This is a genomic window from Alkalihalobacillus bogoriensis ATCC BAA-922 (genome assembly GCF_000621445.1).
Classification (GTDB): domain Bacteria; phylum Bacillota; class Bacilli; order Bacillales; family Bacillaceae_F; genus Bacillus_AO; species Bacillus_AO bogoriense.
This window is the reverse complement of record NZ_JHYI01000006.1, coordinates 90,203-115,840: the sequence shown is the minus strand read 5'-3', so window position 1 is coordinate 115,840 and position 25,638 is coordinate 90,203. Positions and strand designations below refer to the sequence as shown.

The following is a 25,638-nucleotide window of genomic DNA, read 5'->3' as shown; positions in this document are numbered from 1 at the left end:
TTTGATATGATAACGATAATTATATAACCGCACTTCAATATGAAGTGATTGGTAGAGGAGCGAAAACCATTAGTATGCAAAAGGAGGAAGATGAGATTCCTACGATATTTGCAAAAAGGGGAATTCGCCGAAGTGATAAAAGCCTCAACGTTTTATCGCTGGACTTGTATTGAAGAAATACAAGGCTGTCACACATGTAAACCGTGTGTGGAGTACTATCTCACGAACCGCAAGGGAATTAAAGGTGTGGTACCGTTCGGTATGACAGCAACAGTGAGGAGTAATGATCCTTACTGTTGCTTTTTTTTGCCTTTGGTAAGTGACAACGAGGAGGAGAAATTGTGGGAATTATTGTCCAAAAGTATGGTGGAACCTCTGTAGGTTCAATTGAAAAAATTAAAAATGCAGCAAACAGGGTTGTTCAAGCAGTTGAAAATGGTAACAAAGTTGTTGTCGTTGTTTCGGCAATGGGGAAATCAACCGATACACTCGTTAATATGGCGAATGAGATTTCAAATAAACCAGCAAAACGAGAATTAGATATGTTGCTCACAACAGGAGAACAAATCACAATCTCTTTACTTACAATGGCCATTGGTGAACTTGGAGTAGAGGCGGTTTCTTTAACAGGGTGGCAAGCAGGAATCATCACCGAAGCAGACCATGGCAATGCAAGGATAAAAGATATTCAGAAAGAAAAGATAGTCACCTATTTAAATGAAGGAAAGGTTGTCATTGTTGCTGGATTTCAAGGGATAACAGAGATGGGTGAAATTACAACATTAGGTCGGGGTGGTTCAGACACAACGGCTGTTGCTTTGGCTGCTGCCTTATCAGCAAAAAAATGTTTTATATATACTGACGTTCCAGGTGTTTTTACAACAGACCCACGATATGTAAATGGGGCACGGAAGTTGCATTCTATTTCCTACGATGAAATGTTAGAAATGGCGAATTTAGGTGCAGGCGTATTGCATCCAAGAGCGGTTGAATTTGCTAAAAATTATAATGTTACATTAGAAGTAGCATCAAGTATGACAGAAGAGACGGGCACATTAATAGAGGAGGATGTATCGATGGAACAAAATTTAATTGTCAGGGGAATTGCTTTTGAAAATGATGTCACAAAAATTACCGTGTCACAACTACCGAATCAAATCGGAACACTTTCAGGGCTGTTTTCTCTTTTATCGAAAAATAGTATTAATGTCGATATTATCATACAAAATGAAACTGGTTCAAAAACAGTAGATATTTCATTTTCAACAAGTCGTTCTTCATTAGAAGATGCACTAGCCGTGTTAAAAGCTCATAAAGAAACATTAGGTTATGAAGCAATTCGTCATGAAGGAGATTTAGCGAAAGTGTCCATTATTGGCTCTGGTATGATTTCAAATCCTGGTGTGGCCGCGAAGATGTTTGCCATTTTAGCAGAGAATGATGTAACGATTAAAATGGTTAGCACGTCAGAAATTAAAGTATCTGCCTTAGTGGATGAAGAAAATATGGTACCGGCAGTAGAAGCGCTTCATCGTGCTTTTCAATTAGATGACGAAGAAAATGAATAAAAAAATGAGGCTAGTAAGAATGACATCTTACTAGCCTGTTTATTTGTCCGTCCAGTTTTATCTAGACCGCGTCTTTTCGATCGAACTTTACTGAGAATATAATATGGTCTTTTTTTTCAGTGAGAATGGCTTCACTAATAAAACCAGTTTGCTTTTGAATTTGTTCTGCCAAAAAGCCACTTTCTAGCTGGTAAGAAATGGTTAACTGTTTTTTATGAAAGGAAGGTGTAAGGTGAAATAAAACTTCATCTTTTCCTTCTTTTTTTATTGATAAATCTCCCCATCCTGCTTGATAAAAAAATTCAATAATTTCTTCTTTCGTCATAAGTGGATAACTACGCGCGATTGATTTACCTGTCCAATATAAAATACTATCGTGTTCTTTCCCTAATAATTCATGGAGCAGAACATTTCGAATTAAATGATAGCCGAAAAGTGGAACGTGTTCTTCACTATGAAACAATTGCTCTTCTTTTTTATCCATGTATGGAATTTCCCCCCTATTCTTATACATTATACTCGGATTTCCTAAATTCTTCTATGACTTCATTTATTATTTTAAAAGTGGTATACTTATGCGCGTATAATTGCGGAGGTATTTTGGATGAAATTAGCATTGAATCAATTTTTAACGCCATTTCGAATGATTTTGTTCGGTTATATTATTGCTATGATCGTGTTTAGTGTTTTATTATATTTACCGATTTCTACACACGAACATGTATCCCTCTCCTATTCAGAAGCCTTATTTACATCTGTTAGTGCTGTAAGTGTTACAGGATTAACCGTTGTAAATGTTCCTGAAACGTATAGCTATGTCGGTATTTTCTTTTTAGCTTTGGCGATTCAACTCGGCGGCATAGGGATTATGACACTCGGTACTTTTGTATGGATGTTGTTTGGAAAAAAAATCGTATTATCACAACGTATGCTTATCATGGTGGATCAAAACCAAAATACCTTTTCAGGTCTCGTAAATTTAATGCGAGGCATCCTCCAAGTTGCCCTTGTTATTGAACTTGTTGGGGCATTGATTTTAGGTACATATTATTTACGGTATTTTGATACTATTGGAGAAGCTTATTATCAAGGTGCGTTTGCAGCACTTAGTGCCTTCACAAATGCAGGATTTGATGTCACCGGACAATCATTAATACCTTTTGCTAATGATTACTATGTTCAACTCGTCGTCATTTTATTAATCATTGCAGGTGCGATTGGCTTTCCAGTAATTATGGAAGTAAAAGAATATTTTTCAAAAGCAAATCCTAATTTTCAATTTAGTTTATTTACGAAAATATCAACAGCAACGTATTTCTTTGTTTTTGTTGGTGGCATTATCGGAATTTGGGTATTAGAATATGGTCATTATTATGAAGGTCTTGTTTGGCATCAACAATTATCTCATTCTGTTTTTAATTCTGCTACGGCTCGAAGTGGTGGTTTAGCGATAATGGATGTTTCTGAATTAAATCGTGCTACGCTATTATTTATTTCAGGACTTATGATTATTGGCGCAAGTCCATCATCAGTAGGAGGAGGAATCCGAACGACAACATTAGCAGTTATGTTCTTAACAATCCGAAGCTTTGCATTAGGGAAAACAGATGTAAAAGTGTTTGGTCGAGAAATTCATCCAGAAGATAGTCAAAAGTCTTTTATTGTCTTATCGGTTTTTATTGTTTTACTGTTTTCTGCTGTCATCTTAATATCGGCATTTGAAAGTGGAAACGGGATTTCGCTAATGGCAATCATATTTGAAACAGCGTCTGCGTTCGGAACATGTGGATTATCAATGGGGATAACTCCGGATTTATCATTGCCAAGTCAGTTTATTTTAATGGTTCTTATGTTTATTGGACGTGTAGGGCTTGTCGCCTTTTTATTCTCGATTCGAAAAAAGGAAACAAAAAGTCACTTTAAATATCCAACAGAAAGAATTATTATCGGTTAATGCTCCTTTGCCTTTTGGTAATATTTGAATTAAGCGGGTTTTGAAAGAGTACGGTATAATAGTGCTATCGGCAAATTTGCCGATAGGAGTTAACATAAGGGATCTAAAGACTCTGTATACGTTTTCTTGACGATGCCTACGTATGGGAGTAAAATAAATTTGTCGGAATTTTTCACAGAAACTTACTAAAAGTTTCACAATTCAAGGAAACGTTAGTCACTTGAACCTAGTAAGGAGGTTAAGCCTTATAAGGAGTAGTAGAGAAAGAATCGACAAGATGCTAAAGATGGTGAATTAAAAAAAACGTGGGGGGACATGTTATGGCTGGTAATCGAGAGTTTATGAACCGAAAGCTACACTCGCTATTAGGAGTAATTCCTGTAGGTATCTTTTTGGTGCAGCACTTAGTTGTAAACCATTTTGCAACTAGAGGAGCAACGGCGTTTAATCAAGCGTCACACTTCATGGAAAATCTACCATTTCGTTATTTTCTAGAAATTTTTATTATTTTTATTCCGCTTTTATATCATGCAATTTATGGATTATATATTGCATTCCAAGCGCGAAATAATGTTAGTCATTACGGATTTTTCCGTAACTGGATGTTCATGTTACAACGTGTAACAGGGGTTGTTACGTTAATTTTCGTTGTATGGCATGTATATGAAACTCGTTTTCAAGCGGCACTTGGAGCTGAAGTCAATTACAATATGATGGCTGATATCCTAAGCAGTCCATTTATGCTATGGTTTTATATTATCGGTGTTGTTTCAACAACGTTCCACTTTGCAAATGGATTATGGTCTTTTGCTGTTTCATGGGGAATTACAGTAACACCGCGCTCACAATTAATTTCCACTTATGTAACAGTTGGTATATTTATCGCATTAACATATGTAGGTATTCGTGCAATTCTAGCATTTATTAGTCCAGAACTAGCAAATTTATAAGGGGTGAGTCAGAATGAGTAAAGGAAAAATCATCGTTGTCGGTGGTGGTCTAGCGGGTTTAATGGCTACGATTAAAGCAGCAGAAGCTGGCGTACCAGTCGAACTTTTTTCATTAGTTCCGGTCAAACGCTCACACTCTGTCTGTGCGCAAGGTGGTATTAATGGAGCAGTTAATACAAAAGGTGAAGGAGATTCCCCATGGGAACACTTTGATGATACAGTATATGGAGGAGACTTCTTAGCAAACCAACCTCCAGTTAAAGCGATGTGTGAAGCAGCACCAGGGATCATTCATTTAATGGACCGTATGGGTGTTATGTTTAACCGTACACCAGAAGGACTACTAGATTTCCGTCGTTTCGGTGGAACACAACATCACCGTACTGCGTTTTCAGGTGCAACAACAGGTCAACAATTGCTTTATGCCCTAGATGAGCAAGTACGTCGTCATGAAGTGTCTGGTTTAGTTACGAAGTATGAAGGCTGGGAATTTTTATCTGCGATCGTTGATGATGAAGGAACCTGTAGAGGGATTGTTGCGCAAGATTTACGTACAATGGAAATACAACACTTTGCAGCTGATGCTGTCATTATGGCAACAGGTGGGCCTGGTATTATCTTTGGTAAATCAACGAACTCTGTTATTAACACAGGTTATGCAGCAGCAAGCCTTTATGAGCAAGGTGTTTATTATGCAAACGGTGAGTTCATCCAAATTCACCCGACAGCCATTCCTGGAGATGACAAGCTTCGTCTAATGAGTGAATCTGCACGTGGTGAAGGTGGACGTGTTTGGACATATAAAGACGGAAAGCCATGGTATTTCCTCGAAGAGAAATACCCAGCTTATGGAAACTTAGTTCCGCGTGATATTGCTACACGTGAAATATTTGATGTTTGTGTAGAACAAAAATTAGGAATTAACGGGGAAAACATGGTTTATCTTGACCTTTCTCATAAAGATCCAAAAGAGCTTGACATTAAGCTTGGTGGAATCATTGAGATTTATGAGAAATTTATGGGTGATGACCCTCGTAAGCTTCCAATGAAAATATTCCCAGCTGTCCATTATTCAATGGGTGGTATGTGGATTGATTATAACCAAATGACGAATATTCCTGGTTTATTTGCTGCTGGTGAGTGTGATTATTCACAGCATGGGGCAAATCGCTTAGGAGCAAACTCACTTCTTTCTGCTATCTTTGGTGGAATGGTCGCTGGCCCTAATGCCGTTTCTTATATTAATGGTTTAGAGAAGTCAACAGATGCTGTTGCTAGTTCTGTCTTTGAAGGACAAGTAAAAGTAGAACAGGAAAAATATGATTCCATCCTTGGCATGGACGGGAAGGAAAATGCCTATGTTCTCCATAAAGAGCTTGGAGAATGGATGACAGATAACGTTACAGTAGTACGTGAAAACAAAAAATTAATAGCAACAGATGAAAAAATTCAAGAGCTATTAGAGCGTTATGAAAATATTAATATCGTAGACACATCAAAATGGAGCAATCAAGGTGCATCATTTACACGTCAATTAAAAGGAATGTTAAACCTTGCTCGAGTCATTACTTTAGGTGCATACCATCGTAATGAAAGTCGTGGGGCACATTATAAGCCAGAGTTTCCAGAACGTAATGATGAAGAGTTCTTGAAAACAACAAAAGCGAAATTTAATCCAACGACAAAAGCTCCAGAATTTGAATATGAGGAAGTAGACGTATCCTTAATTAAACCTCGTAAACGTGACTACTCACAAAAAAAGCAAGGAGCTGTTAAATCATGAGTGAAAAAAAAGAAATCGTATTTCATATCACACGTCAAGATGATACAAACAGCAGTCCGTATACAGAAGAGTTTAAAGTTCCATATCGACCAAATATGAATGTAATTTCAGCTTTAATGGAAATTCGTCGGAACCCAGTTAATGCAAAAGGAGAACAGTCTACCCCAATTACTTGGGATATGAACTGTTTAGAAGAAGTATGTGGTGCTTGTTCCATGGTCATTAACGGCAAACCTCGTCAGTCGTGTACCGCTTTAGTTGACCAATTAGAGCAACCAATTAAACTAGAGCCGATGAAAACATTTCCAGTTGTGCGTGATTTAATGGTTGATCGTAGTCGTATGTTCGATTCATTAAAGAAAGTTAAAGCATGGATTCCAATTGATGGAACATATGATTTAGGTCCTGGACCACGTATGGCTGAAACGAAACGTCAATGGGCATATGAACTTTCAAAATGTATGACTTGCGGTGTTTGTTTAGAAGCGTGTCCAAATGTAAACAGTAAATCAGATTTTATTGGACCTGCTCCATTATCACAAGTCCGTTTATTTAATGCTCACCCTACTGGTGAAATGAATAAAGAAGAACGGTTAGAAACAATTATGGGTGATGGTGGTCTTGCAAATTGTGGAAATTCACAAAACTGTGTTCAGTCTTGTCCAAAAGGAATTCCATTAACAACATCAATTGCTGCCTTAAACCGTGCTACTACGTTCCAATCATTTAAAAACTTCTTTGGTGCGTAAATGTTCATAAGGTGCCTTAAAAGGTCGTGTGCCTTTTAAGGCACTTTTCTCTTTTAATCAAAAAAGTTAATAGGAGGATACATCGTGAAAATACCATATATCGAAAATATCGCAGACTGGGCAGAGGAGTTTGAATTTTCTAGCCCAATTCATGTACGTTTCTCAGAAACAGATGCATTTGGTCATGTCAACAACACAAAAGTCTTTGCTTATTTTGAAGAAGCACGTATTAATTATTTTCAGGAATTAGGCTTAATGCAGGAATGGATGAGTAAAGAAAGTGAAACGATTGTCGTTACTGCAGATTTACAATGTAACTATATTAGACAGATTTTTTTTGGAAGCCAATTACGTGTTTTTGTTAAAGTCCATCATATAGGAACAACCTCCATCGACGTGCATTACATGGTGAAAAATGAAAAAGATGAAATTTGTTTGACCGGTCGAGGATTAATTGTTCAAGTATCAAAACAGACTGGTAAATCAGTTCCTTGGACTGAGGAAACGAAGTCACAATTTTTAAAATAAACAATAGGCTAACGAATATTCTGCTTAATCAATTCACAAGCGAAACACAGTGTACATATACTATCTTGACTAAATACCTTCTGGCAGAAGATTTTCGTAGCTAGGGTTTAATTTTACTCACAAGGAAGTCCTTCATGCTGCCAGCCCATGGAAGAAGGGGTGAATTCATTGAAAGGAGCAGAATACGGACCAAAACCTTTACTTACAAAAAGGGAACGTGAAGTATTTGAGCTACTCGTTCAAGATAAGACAACTAAGGAAATAGCACAAGAACTCTTCATCAGTGAAAAAACTGTTCGAAATCACATTTCAAACACGATGCAAAAGCTTGGGGTTAAGGGGCGATCGCAAGCTGTCATAGAGCTCATACGTGTGGGTGAAATTGAGATTTAGAAAAAAACCGGCTTTTTAATAAGCCGGTTTTGATTTTTCCTTGACGAATGCAAAAGAAAAAACGAAAATAAGAACAATACGGTGAAAACGTTTTCTAATGGTAAGGAGGGGATTCGGTCATGAAAGAATATACGGTCAAAAAAATAGTGAATAATAATGTTGTACTAGCGTTTACGAAAGAAGAGGATGAAGTCATTTTACTCGGTCGTGGAGTTGGCTTTGGAAAGCAACCGAACGATGTTATCTCAGAGAAGCACGTTGATAAACTATTCGAAAGAACAACCGCCAAAGGCTATCAAAATGATAAGGTCGAAGGAAAGCTAGCGGTGGTCATGGGTGATATTATTTCAAAAATTGAAGTAAAATGTGGCAGTACAATCTCAAAGGAAGCTCAGTCCCAACTATTTGACCATCTTTCATTTGCACTTTGGCGAGTTGACCAAGGCATTCTTATATTTAATCCGGTCATGACAGAAACAAAGTTAATGTATCCAGACGAATATGAAATGGCTAAAAAGGTGATTTTATATATCAACGATACTTTCAAAGTCCAGTTACCGAAAGATGAAATTGGCTTTGTTGCCAATCATATTCATCGAGCCATTACGAAAGAAACGAATACCGTTGCGAACTCTCCGCAATTAATACAGGAATTAATGACGAAGATTGAAAAAGGATTGCAGATAAAACTTGAAAAACGAACAGACCAATTTCGGTCAGTTGTCCTCTATTTACAACAGGTTATACAAAGGTGTCAACAAACGAAAGATCAAACAAATGATGTCATTCTTGAAAAAGTATTGAAAGAAAATTATCCAGTATGCTATAATACTACATGTTTAGTAGCTGAACATTTACATATCTCTTTGCATCAAAATGTTACACCAATGATGTTAAGTGATTTAACATTATATTTACATCACGCTTTTGCAAATCGAATATAGACATTACGTGTTACTGATACGATCAGGCATGAGTAAAGTCGTTTAATTGGTTAGTCTGTTGGGTAATCTATCTGTACAGTCTTATAATCAATATACTTCTTTATTCATGTCTTTTTTTGATAACTACATTCTCCTTTTTAAATATTTCTGTTGTCGATCGTATATAGTAAAGGAGAAATGATTTGCATTTTAGGGATATGCAATTGTTCCAAAATATAATAAAAAGAAAAGTGAGGGAATGAATGATGGCTGAAAAAACATTCAAAATTACAAGTGATACTGGGATCCATGCAAGACCTGCAACACAATTAGTAAACAAAGCAAGTCAATTTTCTTCAGAGGTAACATTAGAGTACAAAGGAAAAGAAGTTAATTTAAAATCAATTATGGGTGTAATGTCTTTAGGTGTAGGGCAAGGCGCTGAAGTAACAATTAAAACGGAAGGTTCAGATGCAGATGAAGCTATGGCTGCATTAGAAGCTGTAATTAAAGAAGGTTTAGGAGAATAATGCAAAAAGAACTTAAAGGCATTCCAGCTTCATCAGGGATTGCCATTGCAAAAGCATTTGTCCTTGAAGAACCTGATTACACCATTGAAATGAAAACGGTTGATAATGTAGAAGAAGAAGTACACCGTTTTACAAATGCATTAGAAAAAGCAAAAGAAGAGCTAGCGGTCATTCGGGATAAAGCAGAACAAGATCTAGGGGAGGATAAAGCGGCGATTTTTGCTGCTCACCTCCTAGTTCTTAGTGATCCTGAGTTAGTTGACGCTGTCAAAGATAAAATAAAATCAACAAAAGTGAATGCCGAAAGCGCACTTCAAGAAATAGCTAACATGTTCATTTCCATGTTTGAAAACATGGATAATGAATATATGAAAGAGCGTGCTGCGGATATTCGTGATGTGACAAAACGTGTATTAGGCCACCTATTAGGAATTCAAACGACATCATTAGCTCTTATTCAAGAAAAAACAGTGATTATAGCAGAAGATTTAACACCGTCAGACACGGCTCAACTAAATCCCGAGTATATTAAAGGGTTTGCGACAGATATCGGCGGTCGAACATCTCACTCTGCAATTATGGCACGATCAATGGAAATTCCAGCAGTAGTTGGAACAAAATCAATTACAGATGGAATTGAAAATGGAATGATGGTCATTGTTGATGGGTTAGATGGACAAGTTATTGTGAATCCAACAACAGAGCAATTATCATCGTATGAACAGAAACTTGCCCAGTTTAATAAACAAAAAGAAGAATGGGCCAAATTAGTGAATAAAAAAACACTCACTGTTGACGGGCATCATGTAGAGTTAGCGGCCAATATTGGAACACCTGATGATATTGCAGGCGTTCATAACAATGGAGCAGAAGGAATTGGCTTATATCGAACAGAGTTTTTATATATGGGCAGAAATGAGCTCCCAACGGAAGAAGAACAATTTCAAGCCTATAAAACAGTTGTTGAAAAAATGGCAGGAAAGCCAGTTGTTATTCGAACACTTGATATAGGTGGAGATAAAGAGCTTCCTTACTTAGATTTACCAAAAGAAATGAATCCTTTCTTAGGTTTCCGGGCAGTTCGATTATGCTTAGAAATGCAAGACATGTTCCGTACTCAACTTCGGGCACTTTTGCGTGCAAGTGCTTTTGGAAACTTGAAAATAATGTTTCCAATGATTGCAACACTAGAAGAGCTTCAACAAGCAAAAGCAATTTTAGCGGAAGAAAAGCAAAAGCTCGTGGCTGAAAATGTATCAGTATCTGACGAGATTGAAGTTGGAATTATGGTTGAAATTCCTTCAACTGCCGTTTGTGCGGATTTGTATGCACCTGAAGTTGATTTCTTTAGTATAGGAACAAATGATTTAATTCAATATACGATGGCGGCTGATCGTATGAATGAACGTGTTTCATATTTGTACCAGCCTTATCACCCTGCCATCTTACGCTTAGTAAACATGGTCATAGAAGCGGCACATCGCCAAGGCAAATGGGTTGGTATGTGTGGTGAAATGGCTGGTGATGAGGTTGCGATTCCAATTCTATTAGGATTAGGATTAGACGAGTTTAGTATGAGTGCATCCTCCATTTTACCTGCTCGTAGTTTACTGGCAAAACTTTCTAAACAAGAACTAGAGGGCTTTGCGAAAGAAATGCTTCAAAAGGCAACGTCTGCTGAAGTTGAATCCCTAGTTCGTGGAAAGTTTTTTTGAAAAATGACACTAAATCGACAAAAAGAGTTATCATTTGATAACTCTTTTTAATTTGGCTTGCAATTACGCGTAAAAATAGAGAAAATAGAATGAAAGCTTATTATCGAGAAACAACCTCATATATGGGAAAAGCGGGAGGGAAATGAATTGGATTCAAACTTACACGTAGAGCAGATAGAAAGAGCATTACGGATGATTGCACAAATGATTAAGCAACAAGGTCGTGAAATTTTAACACAGTTCCCGATAACGCCACCGCAATTTGTTGCCTTGCAATGGTTAAATGAACAAGGTGATATGACCATTGGGGAATTATCAAATAAGATGTATTTAGCATGTAGTACAACAACAGATCTTATTGACCGAATGGAAAAAAACGAATTGGTTGAGCGAGTGAAAGATTTACAGGATCGTAGAGTAGTCCGGATTCACCTTTTAGATAAAGGGAAAACCATTATTGAAGAAGTAATAAAAAAAAGACAAGAATATTTGCATGGTGTATTAGTTAATTTTTCTGTAGAAGAAGTAGAAATACTTGAAAAAAATTTAGATTTGCTCTATAACGAAATGGAAAGATCAACAGATAACAGCAAAGATAGAAATTGAGGGAGAAATATTGGATAGACCAATCGGTGTTATAGATTCTGGTTTAGGCGGTCTGACAGTTGCCTCTGAAATTATGAGGCAATTACCTAAAGAAGAAATCATTTATATAGGGGATTCGAAAAGATGTCCATATGGACCAAGACCAAGTGAAGAAGTAAGAGAATACACGTGGCAAATGATTAATAAGTTGTTAGAAGAAGGAATTAAGATGTTGGTAATCGCGTGTAACACAGCAGCGGCTGTTGTGTTGGATGAAGTGAAGCGTGAATTGCCGATCCCTGTTGTAGGGGTTGTTCATCCAGGAGCGATTGCAGCATTGAAGCTAACAAAAAAAGACCATGTTGCGGTTATAGGAACAACAGGTACAATTAACAGTAGTGCTTATGTGAAAGCATTAAAAAGCATTAATAGCAATGTGAAAGTAGATAGCTTATCTTGTCCACGGTTTGTTCCCTTAGTAGAACGAGGCGTATTTGATGGAGAAGAAGCTTTTGATGTTGTTGTCCAATCATTACAACCATTATTAAATAAAGATTATGATACATTAATTCTTGGTTGTACCCATTACCCATTATTACGTGATGTCATTCAAGAAGTCGTTGGAAATGAAATTAAATTAATTAGTTCTGGGGATGAGACTGCTCGTGAAGTGAGTGCACTTTTGTATCATAAAGATTTATTGTATACAAAAGAAAGGAAAGTCAAACACAAATATTTTACGACTGGAAACAGTACAGTATTTAAAGACATTGCGAATAAATGGCATGAAATTGAAATAGACAACGTGGAAACGATTATACTTCCATAAAAATAAAGGTGTGAGAAAAAGGGTATATTCCTTTCTCACACTTTTTTGTTTTGGAAGTTATGAAAAGCATAAAAATTTAGCTATAGCAGTGAAGCTTTGACAGCTTATTCAAGAAGAGCGGGGCTCACTTAGTTTGAAACGAAAAGACGCCTCTTTTTTCTTACTGTTTAGGAAACTATAAAATAGTTGACTTGTGTATAACATTGCTTTAATAAATTCTTAGAATGAGGGACTTGGAGTACTATGAGACAAGCAAGAAAAGACCCAAGTGAATCATTCAACACTTGGGTCGGATTTATCGCGTTAGCAATTTTGTTGTTTATGATAAGTAAGCGGCCATGAAAACCGTTATCTGTGAACATTACTAGCGTTTTGGAACGTTGGCGGACACAGGAGCAGTTAATCATAATATATCGCTAGGAATAGAGTTGCTTTTGCGTGATTAAACGCTCCTGTGGCCGCAAAAAAAACGGAAACCCGTATCATGTTCACAAATAACGGCTGCTCTGACCGCGAAAATGAAACATGGGATGTGTTGGTTGTTCATCATACACTTCACTTGAATGAAAAGACGCTCCCGCGTTTTTCTTTATTTGTCCAAAAAAAGAATGAAAGACTGGTCTATTTCGAAAGAAAAGCTCGTATACATACTAGTACAAACTACCTTAGGAGGGAATAGAATGCGCAAATATGTGAAAACAGGTGTACCGGCCTTAATCGTCTTCACCCTAGTTATGGCAGGTTGTTCAACAGGAAACGAGGAAGCTTCAATGGAGATGGACACTCCTCAAATCAATTACATTGATGAAGGGGATTCTTTAGATGTGGAAGTGGAGGCAACAGAAGGGGAAGAGGTAAGTGAAGATGAAGGAGTAACAGAGACAATCGAAAGAGAGTTATTCCTTTTTGACCAAAATGGTCTCATTGTTCCACAAACCATTGAAATTCCAAAACAAGAAGGTGTTCTTCGTCAATCACTTGAATACTTAGTAGAAGGTGGCCCAGTAACAAATCATTTACCGAATGGCTTCCGTGCCGTTTTGCCGGCAGGAACTGAAGTTGATGTTCATTTAGAAGATGGTATTGCTTATGCTGATTTTTCAGAGGAATTTAAAAACTACAAACCAGAAGAAGAGTTGAAAATTCTCCAAGCGATAACATGGACAGTAACACAGTTTGAAAATGTAAACAGTGTGAAAATTAGAATTAATGGTTATGACCAAGAAACGATGCCTGTCAATCAAACACCAATTGGCATGGAAGGGTTTAGTCGTGCTAATGGCATCAATCTAGAAACAAATGATGTGTTTGATGTCGTTAACAGTAAGGGGGTTACCCTTTACTTTCTTGCCGAAAATGGGGACAACACCTACTATGTCCCAGTGACAAGAAGAGTAGAGAAGAATGAGGCAGACCCAATTGAACATGTCGTTTCTGAATTGCTAGAAGGACCATCCATGAATTCAAGTTTACTTACAGATTTTCGCCAAGAGGTGGAGTTGTTAGACAGTCCTTTGTATGAAAATGGTGTCGTCACACTAAACTTCAATGAAGCATTATTAAATCAACTTGAAGGAACAGCAATCTCTGATGATGTGTTAAATATGCTTGTCTTATCTTTAACAGAACAAAATGGAGTAGAGAAAGTTTCGATTCAAGTGAATGGAAACAGTGAAATATTAACGACTTCTGGTGATATGTTAGCTGAACCTGTTAGCCGACAACAATTATTAGAGGCTGGTAAATTTTAAGCAATTTTTAGGAAAAGTATCTAAAGTTTGATATACTATGAAAGGCAGCAAAGATCGCTGCCTTTTTTCCATGACAAAAAAATAAAGATACTTACGCATTACTGAATGTAATTAGGAGGCCATCAATGAGAGTAGATAACCGTGCAAAAAATGAACTAAGACCTGTTGAACTAATAAAAGATTATTTAATTCATCCAGAAGGCTCTGTGTTAATTTCAGTAGGAAAAACAAAAGTTATCTGTACAGCGAGTATTGAAGACAGAGTTCCACCTTTTATGAGAGGTCAAGGAAAGGGTTGGATAGCAGCGGAATATTCGATGTTACCACGTGCAACAGAGCAAAGAAATATCCGTGAGTCATCAAAAGGTAAAGTAACTGGTCGTACAATGGAAATTCAACGATTAATAGGACGAGCGCTCCGGTCTGTTATTGACTTAAGTAAACTAGGTGAGCGTACGATCTGGATTGATTGTGATGTGATTCAAGCAGATGGTGGAACAAGAACCGCTTCCATTACAGGGGCATATGTAGCGATGGTGCTAGCACTAGAATCTTATGTTGAAAAGTCGATGATAAAAGAATGGCCAGTCCAAGACTTTTTAGCGGCTGTTTCTGTTGGGGTTGACAGTAATGAAGGAGAGATTCTAGACTTATGTTATATAGAGGATGCAAAGGCAGAAGTAGATATGAATATTGTGATGACAGGAAACGGTGAATTCGTTGAGCTACAAGGAACAGGTGAGGAGGCCACGTTTTCACGAAGTCAATTGAACGCTCTATTAGATTTAGCAGAACAAGGAATCTATGAATTAATTGATATTCAAAAGCAGGCTTTAAACGAAAAAGTGATTAATCGCATTGAAAGTAAAGCAAAAAAGGACGAACAAAAATGAAAGAGCTTATTATTGCAACAAAAAACAAAGGGAAACTAAAGGAGTTTGAATCGATGCTCACTCCGTTAGGGTTTTCTGTAACGTCTTTATTAGATTATCCCGATATCCCTGATGTTGAGGAAACGGGTCTAACATTTGCTGAGAATGCATTTTTAAAAGCTATGACGGTGGCGAGGCATTTTCAAAAACCAGTTATCGCCGATGATTCTGGTTTATGTGTTGATGCGCTTTCAGGGCAACCAGGTGTCCATTCAGCACGTTATGCCGGAGTGGAAAAAAACGATGCCAAAAATAATGAAAAATTAATCCATGATTTGAAGCATGTGAAAGAAGAGGAGAGAACCGCACGTTTTCACTGCGCTTTAGTTCTAGCTTATCCTGATGGAAAAGAAGAAGTGTTTGAAGGGACTTGTGAAGGAGTAATTACAACGGAACCAAAAGGAAGCAACGGGTTTGGGTATGACCCCCTTTTGTTGATTCCTAGTAAAGGCAAAACAATGGCTGAACTGACAATGGAAGAAAAAAATGAAATCAGTCACCGCAAAAAAGCATTACTGCAATTACAGGAAAGATTGAAACATTGGATGAACTAAATGGAGGCTAAAGAGCGATGAAAGCATTAATCGTAAGTGATAGCCATGGTTGGAAAGAAGAGCTTGCTGAAGTATTGAATCGACACAAAGAGGAAGTCGATCTCATCATTCATTGTGGGGATTCGGAGCTACACTTTGATGAGGCGATCCTAAAAGATGTTGTTATTGTGGAAGGGAACTGTGATGTGAGTCATTCACAGTTCGAGGAAGAAATCGTGACAACGATCGATGGAGTGACGTTTTATGTTACACATGGGCATTTATATAATGTCAAAATGACACATGTACCAATTAGCTATCGTGCTGAGGAAGTGGGTGCGTCGATAGCTTGCTTTGGACATTCACATATTGCGACTTCTTTTAGTGAAAACGGAGTTGTGTACATTAACCCAGGAAGCTTGCGTTTACCTCGAAATCGTCGTGAGCAAACGTATTGCCTGTGTGAAATAAATGATGATAAAATTGTTCGAGTTATGTTTTATAATCGAGCAGGAACAGTTATTCCAGAGTTAAGCAAACAATATTCACTTTCTTAAGAGAATCTCTTGACTTTGTTCCTTAAATGTTATATAGTAATAAATGTCCGTTATTTAAGGAACGCGCGGGTGTAGTTTAGTGGTAAAACCTCAGCCTTCCAAGCTGATGTCGTGGGTTCGATTCCCATCACCCGCTCCAATTATGTCCCAGTAGCTCAGCTGGATAGAGCAACGGCCTTCTAAGCCGTCGGTCGGGAGTTCGAATCTCTCCTGGGACGCCATTAAGAATACATATAATAAAGCTTACTGCTCTAGCAGTAAGCTTTTTTTAATATGTTTGGTTCATACGGACATTTGTTCCGCTATTTTAGTATTTACTAAGCCTTTTGATTTGCTATCGGACATTGGTTCCGTAACATCAATCAAAATTAGGTCGAGTTGGCCTAATGTTAAGCAAGTAACGGAATAGATGTCCGAACGCGATCGAAAATCGCTTGTATTTAGTGAAATAGCGGAATAGATGTCAGTTACTCGTTCTCATACCCTTAAGCTTTCCCACCTTCACAGTTCACACCGAATGAGAATATGCAGTCGTGACCTGTTGAATTTGGTTTAATACATTTTCAAAATTTGATTGTTGTTCTTCCGCGTCATAATAAATGACCGTCCAACCTTTTTTCGCTAGTCCCTTTTCCATCTTTACTTTGTTTGCTTTTGAACGCTCAAGTAAAGCAATTCGAAAAGGCACTAAAGCCATCGTTACTTTAATTCGACCTAGTTTGTAATAAGGTGTAGGATAATAATTGCTTGCTAGTAATGCATGAAACAATGTTTTTTCTTCGGCATTTTTACATTTGTGAGGTTCAAGAGAAACCGGAACGAGTAGTGGCTTCTCACGTTTTTTTAGTGCGAAATAAGGAATTCTAAATCGAATATGCTTTGTTTTTATTTTTTTCCATTCTAGTATCATCTTTTATCACCCATCCTATTTTTTACAACAGATAAGAAAACTATTACGAATATAGAAAACTTTTTTTGAAAAGTTTAGTTTTTGTGAATTTCGAATATCCCTTATGCCGTCTTTATGTAAGCGCGTACAATAAATTTCACTAATCAAAATAGTCTAAAAATTTTAGAAAAAGTGGTTGACCATCAACGTTAAAGGGCGTATTATAATGCTCAAACAACAAAACTTTTCATCATTTCTTTTCACAATGTCAGCCTAAGACAAAATTAAGAAATAACTAATCTTCATTAGTCTGAATTGTCGAAAAATTCTAATACATTACGAAATAAGCAAAGTAGATGAATCTTGGGGAAGGTCCATTTACTTTTAAGCAATATCTAGAAATACAATGAATGGTTTTGGGGGAGAAGATTATGAGAAGTGACATGATAAAAAAAGGGATAGACAGAGCTCCTCACCGCAGTTTGCTACGTGCAGCTGGAGTGAAAGATGAGGATATGGATAAGCCATTTATTGGCGTCTGTAATTCGTACATCGATATTATTCCAGGCCATATGCACTTAAATAAATTTGCGGAAGTGGCAAAACAAGCCATTCGTGAAGCAGGCGGGATTCCATTTGAGTTTAATACAATTGGTGTCGATGATGGAATCGCCATGGGTCATATTGGAATGAGATATTCATTACCAAGCCGAGAAATCATTTGTGATGCAGCTGAAACTGTAATTAATGCACATTGGTTTGATGGAGTATTTTTTATTCCAAACTGTGATAAGATTACGCCGGGAATGTTAATGGCATCAGTTCGAACAAACGTCCCTTCTGTTTTCGTATCTGGAGGTCCAATGGAAGCAGGAAGAACAAAAGATGGCAAACCTCTTTCGCTAGTGTCAGTATTTGAAGGCGTAGGTGCATTTTCGTCAGGAAATATGACAAGAGAAGAGCTCTTAGAAATTGAGCAAAGTGCCTGTCCAACATGTGGTTCCTGTTCAGGGATGTTCACTGCAAATTCTATGAACTCCTTAATGGAAATGCTAGGATTAGCACTACCAGGAAATGGTACATTAGTAGCGACGTCAACAGACCGTCATAAATTAATTTACGATGCAGCTAAACACTTAATGAATTTAATTGAAAAAGATATACGTCCACGTGACATTGTAACAAGAGATACAATTGATGATGCCTTTGCACTTGATATGGCAATGGGTGGTTCCACTAACACTGTATTGCATACACTAGCGATTGCAAATGAAGCTGAAATCGAATATGACTTAAATCGAATTAATGAAGTAGCTGAACGAATTCCATATTTAAGCAAAATCAGTCCAGCTTCAGATTATTCAATGGATGATGTTCATCACGCTGGTGGAGTAAGTGCCATTATTAAAGAGCTTTGCAGTATAGAAGGTGCGATTCATCCAGAACGCATTACGATTACTGGAAAGTCATTATATGAAAATGTCAAAGATGCTGAAATATTAAATGATGATGTTATCCGCAGAAAAGATAATCCGTATAGCCCAGTGGGGGGATTATCAATCTTATTCGGTAACATAGCCCCAGACGGAGCTGTTATTAAAGTGGGAGCGGTTGACCCGTCCATCAAAGTATTCGAAGGTGAAGCTATCGTCTTTGAATCTCAAGATGAAGCGATTCAAGGCATTGATAACGGAGATGTAAAAGAAGGTCATGTCGTTGTTATCCGCTATGAAGGTCCAAAAGGTGGACCAGGGATGCCAGAAATGTTAGCCCCTACTTCTTCCATTATGGGAAGAGGGTTAGGAACAAAAGTGGCATTAATTACAGATGGTCGTTTCTCAGGTGCATCTCGAGGAATTTCAATTGGTCATATCTCGCCAGAAGCAGCTGAAGGTGGACCAATTGCCTTTGTTGAAAATGGCGATAAAATTATTATTGATTTACCGAATCGTACAATGAATCTTGATGTCTCAGACGAAGAATTAGAGAAACGAAGAAAACATTTCGTTCAACCTGAACCTAAGGTGAAAAAAGGCTATTTAGCAAGATATTCAAAATTAGTAACATCCGCGAATACGGGTGGGATTATGAAAGTCTAATAACTGTATATAAAAAACGGTGAAGAGGAAAAGTAGTCATTTGGTAAGCTTGTACAGAGAGCCGCTGTTGCTGAAATGCGGTCTTGCTTCTTATGATGAACTCCCCTCTGAGTGCCAATCTGAACGAATTCTAGTAAGGTTGGTCGGGTGCTCACTACACTCGTTATTAAAAGAGGACGACAATGTCGTTCATGAGTTGACATTTGAAAGAATGTCAAGAAAAAGGGTGGTACCGTGGAAAGAAATCTTTTCACCCCTTGCAAAAAGACACTATAAGTCTTCGTGTAGGGGTGGGAAGATTTTTTTATTGCTTTTTTTGTCAGAAAACATCCCAAACTTCTGAAGGGATATACAGCAATATTGAATGGGAATGTACCCAATTTGTTTAAAAAGGAGGAAGAAAAAATGAGTACCAAGTTGAGGCAAAAACAAAGTGTTGAAGTGAAGCAAGAAGAACTAAAAGTTTCAGGGTCTAGTATGTTAATTAAAGCATTAGCCGAAGAGGGTGTCGAAGTCATTTTCGGATACCCGGGAGGAGCGATTTTACCAACGTATGATGAAATTTATAAAACAGGGATTCGTCATATTTTAGCTCGACATGAACAAGGTGCTGTTCATGCAGCTGAAGGCTATGCAAGAGTATCAGGAAAGCCAGGCGTCTGTGTTGTCACATCAGGACCTGGTGCTACGAATGTTGTAACAGGTATTGCTGATGCAATGATGGATTCTCTTCCTCTTGTTGTTATTTCAGGACAAATAGCAACTACACTTATTGGGACGGATGGATTTCAAGAAGCAGACATGATTGGAATAACAATGCCGATTACAAAACATAGCTTTCAAGTTCGAAAAGTAGAAGACTTACCTCGAATTGTGAAAGAGGCTTTTCATATCGCAACAACAGGAAGACCAGGACCAGTATTAATTGATTTACCAAAAGATGTATCAGTCGATACCGGTATTTTTAACTACGATAAAGAAGTAGACTTACCAGGATATCAACCAACCATTATTCCAAACAAACATCAAATTCGAAAACTGTCAGAAGCGATTACAGCGGCGAAGAAACCAGTTATTTTAGCCGGAGCAGGAGTTCTTCATGCAAAAGCATCTAATGAATTACTTGCTTTTGTGGAACAGCAACAATTGCCAGTAGCTACAACACTTCTTGGTTTAGGTGGTTTTCCTGGGGAACATGAACTGAACTTAGGCATGGCTGGAATGCACGGAACATATACAGCGAATATGGCGTTACATGAAACAGATTTATTAATTAATATCGGTGCTCGTTTCGATGACCGATTAACTGGCAATTTAGCTCACTTTGCTCCACATGCAAAAGTCGCTCATATTGATATTGACCCTGCTGAAATTGGCAAAAACGTCGATACCCATATCCCTGTTGTAGGAGATGCGAAACAAGCATTATCAATGTTGCTAGAAGAACACGGAAAGCTAAGTGAATGTTCGGTTTGGAAAGCCGACTTACAACGATTAAAAGGTGAATATCCGCTTTGGTATAAACAAGATGGGGAAACGATAAAGCCACAGCATCTAATGGAGGCTATTTACAAGGTAACAAAAGGGGAAGCGATTGTAACAACAGATGTTGGTCAACATCAAATGTGGGCGGCACAATACTATAAGTTTAACAAGCCGAACCGGTGGGTCACATCAGGCGGTCTTGGAACAATGGGTTTTGGTTTTCCGGCAGCTATAGGGGCACAATTTGCTGAACCGAATTCTCCTGTCATTGCGATTTTAGGAGACGCTGGTTTTCAAATGACATTACAAGAGCTCTCGATTTTACAAGATTTAAATATACCAGTAAAAGTGATTATTGTGAATAATGAAGCACTAGGCATGGTTCGGCAGTGGCAGCAATTATTCTATGAAGAACGCTATTCGAACTCTGTTTTTAAAACTCAGCCGAATTTTGTGAAATTAGCTGAAGCTTATGATATTAAAGCGATGAAAATTTCCAATGTTGAAGATGTCGTTCCTGCACTTGAAGAAGCAATGGCATTTAATGGTCCAGTGTTATTAGATTTTCGTGTCACTCAAGTCGAAAACGTCTATCCAATGATATCTCCTGGAAAAGGACATCATGAAATGGAGGGAATTAAGCCATGAAACGGACAATAACGGCGCTAGTGAATAATCAATCTGGCGTATTAAACCGCATTACGGGGCTATTTGCGAGAAGAAATTTCAATATTGAGAGTATTACAGTAGGAATTACAGAAAATCCATCAATTTCGCGAATGACATTTGTCGTTGTCGTCGATAGCGAGCGAAATATTGAACAAGTATTAAAGCAATTAAATAAACAAGTTGATGTATTAAAAGTAAAAGATATTACAGATGAGCCGATTGTCGCTAGAGAATTAGCATTAGTAAAAATTAGTGTCACTCCAGCTCAACGAAGTGAGCTAGCTGCACTTGTTAATCCGTTTCGGGCTTCCATCATTGATGTAGGTCGTGAAAACATGACGATTCAAGTGACAGGCGAACACGATAAAGTTGAAGCGTTAATTGATTTAGTTAGACCATATGGTATTCAAGAAATTGCTCGTACAGGAATTACCGCCTTTAAGCGCGGGACAAAAAAGTCAATTATTGATGCAAACCGAATTACGTTAATTAACTAATAGTTAATATAAAATTCTATTAAAAAAATAAGGGAGAGATTTATGATGGCAAAAGTATATTATAACGGAGACATTAACGAAGGCGTATTACAAGGAAAGAAAGTAGCAATTATCGGATATGGGTCACAGGGTCATGCTCACGCACAAAATTTACGTGATAGTGGAACGGAAGTCATCGTTGGTTTACGCCAAGGGAAATCATGGGACCAAGCAGCAAATGATGGTTTTGAAGTAATGGAAGTTCGTCAAGCAGCAGCAGCAGCTGATATCATCATGATTTTATTACCAGATGAAAATCAACCGAAAGTATACAATGAATCAATTAAACCAGAATTAACAGCGGGTAAAGCTCTTGCGTTTGCACATGGTTTTAACGTTCATTTTAACCAAATTGTTCCTCCAAGTGATGTTGATGTATTTTTAGCAGCTCCAAAAGGACCTGGACATTTAGTTCGTCGTACGTATGAAGATGGTGCTGGGGTTCCTGGATTATTTGCGGTATATCAAGATGCAACTGGGAAAGCAAAAGACATTGCATTAGCTTATTCGAAACAAAATGGTTCTGCTCGTGCAGGTGTATTAGAAACGACATTCCAAGAAGAAACAGAAACAGATTTATTCGGAGAGCAAGCTGTACTTTGTGGTGGAACAGCAGCATTAGTAAAAGCAGGATTTGAAACATTAGTAGAAGCAGGCTATCAACCAGAAGTAGCTTACTTTGAATGCTTACATGAATTAAAACTAATTGTAGACCTAATGTATGAAGGTGGACTTGAAACAATGCGTTATTCGATTTCTGATACAGCTCAATGGGGTGACTTCGTGGCAGGACCTCAAATTGTAACAGAAGATACGAAAAATGCGATGAGAAAAATCTTAAATGATATCCAAACAGGAAAATTTGCGAAAGGCTGGATTCTTGAGAATCAAGCGAACCGTCCTGAATTTACTGCAATTAATGCGAGAGAAAAACAACATCCAATTGAAGTGGTAGGACGTGAGCTACGCGAAATGATGCCTTTCGTCAAGTCCAAAAAAGGAGTTGTAGGTAGTGCGAAAAATTGACGTATTCGACACAACCTTGCGTGATGGTGAGCAATCAGCAGGTGTGAACTTGAATTTCGAAGAGAAAATGGAAATTGCAAAGCAATTAGAACGACTTGGGGTAGATATTATCGAGGCAGGCTTTCCCGCTGCCTCCCCAGGTGATTTAAAGTCGGTAAAGGCGATTTCAAATGTAATTAAAGGAAGTTCAGTGTTAGGGTTATCACGAAGTGTTCAAAGTGATATTGATGCAGCATGGGAAGCGTTAAAAGAAGGGACCGAACCAAGAATTCATGTTTTTATTGCAACATCACCGATCCATATGACACATAAATTAAGAATGTCACCGGATCAAGTGGTGGAAAGAGCCGTTGAATCTGTTCGATATGCTGCAAAACGATTCCCGAAAGTGCAGTGGTCTGCTGAAGATGCCTGTCGCTCGGATTTAGATTTTCTCGTTCGAATCATTGAAAAGGTCATTGATGCTGGTGCGTCTGTCATTAACATCCCAGATACTGTTGGATACATTACACCACATGAAATTGGACATATTTTTAGATATTTACGTCAGAATGTTCCGAATATTGATAAAGCCAAACTATCAGCTCATTGTCATGATGATTTAGGCTTAGCGGTTGCGAACTCGCTTGCTGCAATAGAAGCGGGTGCAGAACAAGTCGAATGTACGATTAATGGGATAGGGGAGAGAGCTGGAAATGCTTCTTTAGAAGAAATTGCTGTCGGTCTTCATATTCGAAAAGATGTGTTTGGAGCTGATACAGGCATTGTGCTTAAGGAAATTAAGCGCACAAGTTCTCTCGTTAGTAAGTTAACAGGGATGGCTGTTCCGAACAATAAAGCAGTCGTTGGGAACAATGCGTTTGCCCATGAATCAGGCATTCATCAAGACGGTGTGCTTAAAGAAAAATCCACCTATGAAATTATTACTCCTGAACTTGTTGGTGTTTCATCAAACCGCATGGTGTTAGGAAAACATTCAGGTCGTCATGCGTTTAAAGAAAAAATTAAAGAATTAGGTTATACAGCCTCAGAAGACCAATTAAACAAAGTGTTTAAAGCGTTCAAAGAATTAGCGGATAAGAAAAAGGAAATTACAGAAGATGATATCTTTGCCTTAATGACAGAGGAAAAAATTGGGTCAGCGATTCAATATTATGCTGTTGATAGTCTTCAAGTGAATTACGGAACAAACAATATTCCAACTGCAACAATTACGATGAAAAAACCAGATGGCCTCATCGTTCAAGAAGCAGCTACAGGCTCTGGTAGTGTTGAAGCGATTTATAACACATTAGAAAGAATTATCGATGCGCCAGTCAAGTTATTAAACTATCGAATTCAATCGATTAATGGTGGGCGTGATGCACTAGCAGAAGTTTATGTGAATATTCGTTTTGAAAATACAGAATCGTCTGGGCGAGGGACTGCACATGATGTGCTTGAAGCATCAGCGAAAGCATATGTGAATGCTGTTAACCGCATATTAAATCGCCTTCAAAAAGAAAACAAATATAAACAAGAAGCACATCTTTAATTTTTATAGGAAGGAAGTCGCAGAATGAACAAGAAAATCACAGTATTACCTGGTGATGGCATTGGACCAGAAGTCGTTCAATCAGCAGTTGAAGTGCTAGATACTATTGCAAAACACTTCGATCACCAGTTTACGTATACGTACGCTAAGCTTGGCGGAGTAGCCATTGATGAGGAAAACACACCGTTGCCTGAAGCGACAGTGACAGCATGTAAGGAAAGTGATGGTGTTCTATTAGGAGCAGTAGGCGGCCCGAAATGGGATACATTACCGGGACATTTGAGACCAGAAAAAGGCTTGCTTGGTATACGCAAACAATTGAATTTATTTGCAAATTTACGCCCTGTTACCGCACATGAAAGTTTAACAGATTCTTCTACTCTAAAACAAGAAGTCATTAATGGTGTAGATTTAATGATTGTTCGGGAACTAACAGGTGGATTGTACTTTGGAGATCCGAGTGAACGTTGCCAAAAAGACGGAGAAGAAGCAGCAGTTGATACGCTCTTATATAAACGAAGTGAAATTGAACGCATTGTTAAGCAAGCATTTGAACTTGCGAAAGTGAGAAGACAAAAAGTAACATCGGTCGATAAAGCGAATGTACTAGAGTCTAGTCGCTTATGGAGAGAGGTTGCAGAAGAAGTCGGAACACAATATCCAGATATTGAACTAGAACATATGCTTGTCGATAATGCCGCCATGCAGCTAATTCGCAATCCAAAACAATTTGATGTTGTTGTGACTGAAAATATGTTTGGGGATATTTTAAGTGATGAAGCGTCAATGCTCACAGGCTCACTTGGAATGTTGCCATCGGCTAGTATCGGAAGTGGGGGACCAGGTTTATATGAACCAATTCATGGTTCAGCTCCTGATATTGCGGGCCAAAACAAAGCCAACCCTCTCGCAACGATTGCTTCTGTTGCGATGATGTTAAAATATTCATTTGGAATGGTAAAAGAAGCAGAAGTGATTGAGGAAGCGATTAGTCAAGTTTTAAATGCAGGTCATCGAACAGGTGACATCAGTAAGTCAGGTGACCAAATCTTATCGACAACAGAGATGACGGAAAAGGTTGTTGGCGCCATTGACGCCATTGTGACTGTGAAAAACTAAA

At 37.9% G+C, this 25,638-nt stretch carries 24 protein-coding genes, 2 tRNA genes, 1 riboswitch and 1 other annotated feature; of the genes, 24 read left to right on the top strand and 2 right to left on the bottom strand.

All coding sequences use genetic code 11. The annotated features are described in order from the left end of the window. Window positions 1-44 precede the first annotated feature (44 nt). A riboswitch (Lysine riboswitch) is annotated at window positions 45-226 on the top strand. 115 nt (window positions 227-341) lie between these two features. After that, a complete protein-coding gene (locus tag T323_RS0100585; RefSeq protein WP_026671548.1) occupies window positions 342-1,568 on the top strand; it encodes an aspartate kinase in 1,227 nt (408 codons plus the stop codon). Between the two features lie 61 nt (window positions 1,569-1,629). On the opposite strand, the gene T323_RS0100580 is transcribed toward T323_RS0100585, so the two are convergent. Continuing rightward, window positions 1,630-2,052 (bottom strand): YslB family protein, encoded by a 423-nt coding sequence (locus tag T323_RS0100580; RefSeq protein ID WP_026671547.1) that lies wholly within the window; start codon window positions 2,050-2,052, stop codon window positions 1,630-1,632. Window positions 2,053-2,172: 120 nt separating this feature from the next. On the opposite strand from T323_RS0100580, the gene T323_RS0100575 reads away from it, so the two are divergent. The 17 genes from T323_RS0100575 (at window position 2,173) to T323_RS0100495 (ending at window position 16,501) form a co-directional block, all read left to right on the top strand. Further along, window positions 2,173-3,522, top strand: a complete 1,350-nt coding sequence (locus tag T323_RS0100575) for a TrkH family potassium uptake protein (RefSeq protein WP_026671546.1) — start codon at window positions 2,173-2,175, stop codon at window positions 3,520-3,522. 320 nt (window positions 3,523-3,842) lie between these two features. Beyond that, on the top strand, window positions 3,843-4,472 hold the full coding sequence (locus T323_RS0100570) for a succinate dehydrogenase cytochrome b558 subunit (protein ID WP_026671545.1): 630 nt from the start codon (window positions 3,843-3,845) through the stop codon (window positions 4,470-4,472). A 13-nt stretch (window positions 4,473-4,485) separates the two neighbouring features. Beyond that, window positions 4,486-6,255: a succinate dehydrogenase flavoprotein subunit gene (gene sdhA / locus T323_RS0100565; RefSeq protein WP_026671544.1), complete on the top strand. Its 1,770-nt coding sequence runs from the start codon at window positions 4,486-4,488 to the stop codon at window positions 6,253-6,255. Further along, on the top strand, window positions 6,252-7,004 hold the full coding sequence (sdhB, locus tag T323_RS0100560) for a succinate dehydrogenase iron-sulfur subunit (protein WP_026671543.1): 753 nt from the start codon (window positions 6,252-6,254) through the stop codon (window positions 7,002-7,004). The genes sdhA and sdhB overlap by 4 nt, the downstream gene beginning before the upstream one ends. Window positions 7,005-7,085: 81 nt before the next feature. Further along, entirely contained in the window at window positions 7,086-7,532 is a 447-nt protein-coding gene (locus T323_RS0100555; protein WP_026671542.1) for an acyl-CoA thioesterase, read from the top strand. A gap of 168 nt (window positions 7,533-7,700) precedes the next feature. Then, window positions 7,701-7,925 carry a helix-turn-helix domain-containing protein gene (locus T323_RS0100550; RefSeq protein ID WP_026671541.1) on the top strand — a complete coding sequence of 75 codons (225 nt, stop codon included), beginning with the start codon at window positions 7,701-7,703 and terminating at the stop codon, window positions 7,923-7,925. A 119-nt stretch (window positions 7,926-8,044) separates the two neighbouring features. Then, entirely contained in the window at window positions 8,045-8,869 is an 825-nt protein-coding gene (locus T323_RS0100545) for a PRD domain-containing protein (RefSeq protein ID WP_026671540.1), read from the top strand. A gap of 245 nt (window positions 8,870-9,114) precedes the next feature. Continuing rightward, window positions 9,115-9,378 (top strand): phosphocarrier protein HPr, encoded by a 264-nt coding sequence (locus T323_RS0100540; RefSeq protein ID WP_026671539.1) that lies wholly within the window; start codon window positions 9,115-9,117, stop codon window positions 9,376-9,378. Continuing rightward, window positions 9,378-11,093, top strand: a complete 1,716-nt coding sequence (gene ptsP / locus T323_RS0100535; RefSeq protein WP_026671538.1) for a phosphoenolpyruvate--protein phosphotransferase — start codon at window positions 9,378-9,380, stop codon at window positions 11,091-11,093. Before T323_RS0100540 ends, ptsP begins: the two co-directional genes overlap by 1 nt. A gap of 192 nt (window positions 11,094-11,285) precedes the next feature. Next, window positions 11,286-11,699 carry a MarR family winged helix-turn-helix transcriptional regulator gene (locus T323_RS0100530; RefSeq protein ID WP_051556302.1) on the top strand — a complete coding sequence of 138 codons (414 nt, stop codon included), beginning with the start codon at window positions 11,286-11,288 and terminating at the stop codon, window positions 11,697-11,699. Window positions 11,700-11,709: 10 nt separating this feature from the next. Beyond that, the gene (gene racE, locus T323_RS0100525; RefSeq protein ID WP_026671536.1) at window positions 11,710-12,507 is read left to right on the top strand and encodes a glutamate racemase; all 798 of its coding nucleotides are present in this window, start codon (window positions 11,710-11,712) and stop codon (window positions 12,505-12,507) included. 680 nt (window positions 12,508-13,187) lie between these two features. Continuing rightward, on the top strand, window positions 13,188-14,258 hold the full coding sequence (locus T323_RS0100520; protein WP_026671535.1) for a GerMN domain-containing protein: 1,071 nt from the start codon (window positions 13,188-13,190) through the stop codon (window positions 14,256-14,258). A 125-nt stretch (window positions 14,259-14,383) separates the two neighbouring features. Continuing rightward, window positions 14,384-15,151 (top strand): ribonuclease PH, encoded by a 768-nt coding sequence (gene rph, locus T323_RS0100515; protein WP_026671534.1) that lies wholly within the window; start codon window positions 14,384-14,386, stop codon window positions 15,149-15,151. After that, on the top strand, window positions 15,148-15,744 hold the full coding sequence (locus T323_RS0100510; RefSeq protein WP_026671533.1) for an XTP/dITP diphosphatase: 597 nt from the start codon (window positions 15,148-15,150) through the stop codon (window positions 15,742-15,744). The genes rph and T323_RS0100510 overlap by 4 nt, the downstream gene beginning before the upstream one ends. A 17-nt stretch (window positions 15,745-15,761) precedes the next feature. Beyond that, window positions 15,762-16,280, top strand: coding sequence for a metallophosphoesterase family protein (locus tag T323_RS0100505; protein WP_026671532.1), 519 nt, complete (start codon window positions 15,762-15,764; stop codon window positions 16,278-16,280). Between the two features lie 65 nt (window positions 16,281-16,345). Then, window positions 16,346-16,419 (top strand) — tRNA-Gly (locus T323_RS0100500). 5 nt (window positions 16,420-16,424) lie between these two features. Beyond that, window positions 16,425-16,501: transfer RNA gene (locus T323_RS0100495), tRNA-Arg, on the top strand. 287 nt (window positions 16,502-16,788) lie between these two features. Here T323_RS0100495 and T323_RS0100490 read toward each other — a convergent pair. After that, the gene (locus tag T323_RS0100490) at window positions 16,789-17,190 is read right to left on the bottom strand and encodes a hypothetical protein (RefSeq protein WP_026671531.1); all 402 of its coding nucleotides are present in this window, start codon (window positions 17,188-17,190) and stop codon (window positions 16,789-16,791) included. Window positions 17,191-17,600: 410 nt separating this feature from the next. Between T323_RS0100490 and ilvD the strand changes: the two genes are divergently transcribed. The 6 genes from ilvD to leuB all read left to right on the top strand — a co-directional run bounded on the left by ilvD (window position 17,601) and on the right by leuB (window position 25,637). Then, entirely contained in the window at window positions 17,601-19,268 is a 1,668-nt protein-coding gene (gene ilvD, locus T323_RS0100485) for a dihydroxy-acid dehydratase (protein WP_026671530.1), read from the top strand. Window positions 19,269-19,278: 10 nt separating this feature from the next. Next, window positions 19,279-19,529, top strand: a binding site (T-box leader). Window positions 19,530-19,673: 144 nt separating this feature from the next. After that, window positions 19,674-21,401 (top strand): acetolactate synthase large subunit, encoded by a 1,728-nt coding sequence (gene ilvB, locus T323_RS0100480; RefSeq protein ID WP_026671529.1) that lies wholly within the window; start codon window positions 19,674-19,676, stop codon window positions 21,399-21,401. Beyond that, the gene (ilvN, locus tag T323_RS0100475; RefSeq protein ID WP_026671528.1) at window positions 21,398-21,919 is read left to right on the top strand and encodes an acetolactate synthase small subunit; all 522 of its coding nucleotides are present in this window, start codon (window positions 21,398-21,400) and stop codon (window positions 21,917-21,919) included. The genes ilvB and ilvN overlap by 4 nt, the downstream gene beginning before the upstream one ends. A gap of 45 nt (window positions 21,920-21,964) precedes the next feature. Next, window positions 21,965-22,984 carry a ketol-acid reductoisomerase gene (gene ilvC / locus T323_RS0100470; protein ID WP_026671527.1) on the top strand — a complete coding sequence of 340 codons (1,020 nt, stop codon included), beginning with the start codon at window positions 21,965-21,967 and terminating at the stop codon, window positions 22,982-22,984. Further along, a complete protein-coding gene (locus T323_RS0100465) occupies window positions 22,971-24,518 on the top strand; it encodes a 2-isopropylmalate synthase (RefSeq protein WP_026671526.1) in 1,548 nt (515 codons plus the stop codon). Before ilvC ends, T323_RS0100465 begins: the two co-directional genes overlap by 14 nt. Before the next feature lie 24 nt (window positions 24,519-24,542). Continuing rightward, window positions 24,543-25,637 carry a 3-isopropylmalate dehydrogenase gene (gene leuB, locus T323_RS0100460; RefSeq protein ID WP_026671525.1) on the top strand — a complete coding sequence of 365 codons (1,095 nt, stop codon included), beginning with the start codon at window positions 24,543-24,545 and terminating at the stop codon, window positions 25,635-25,637. Window position 25,638 lies beyond the last annotated feature (1 nt).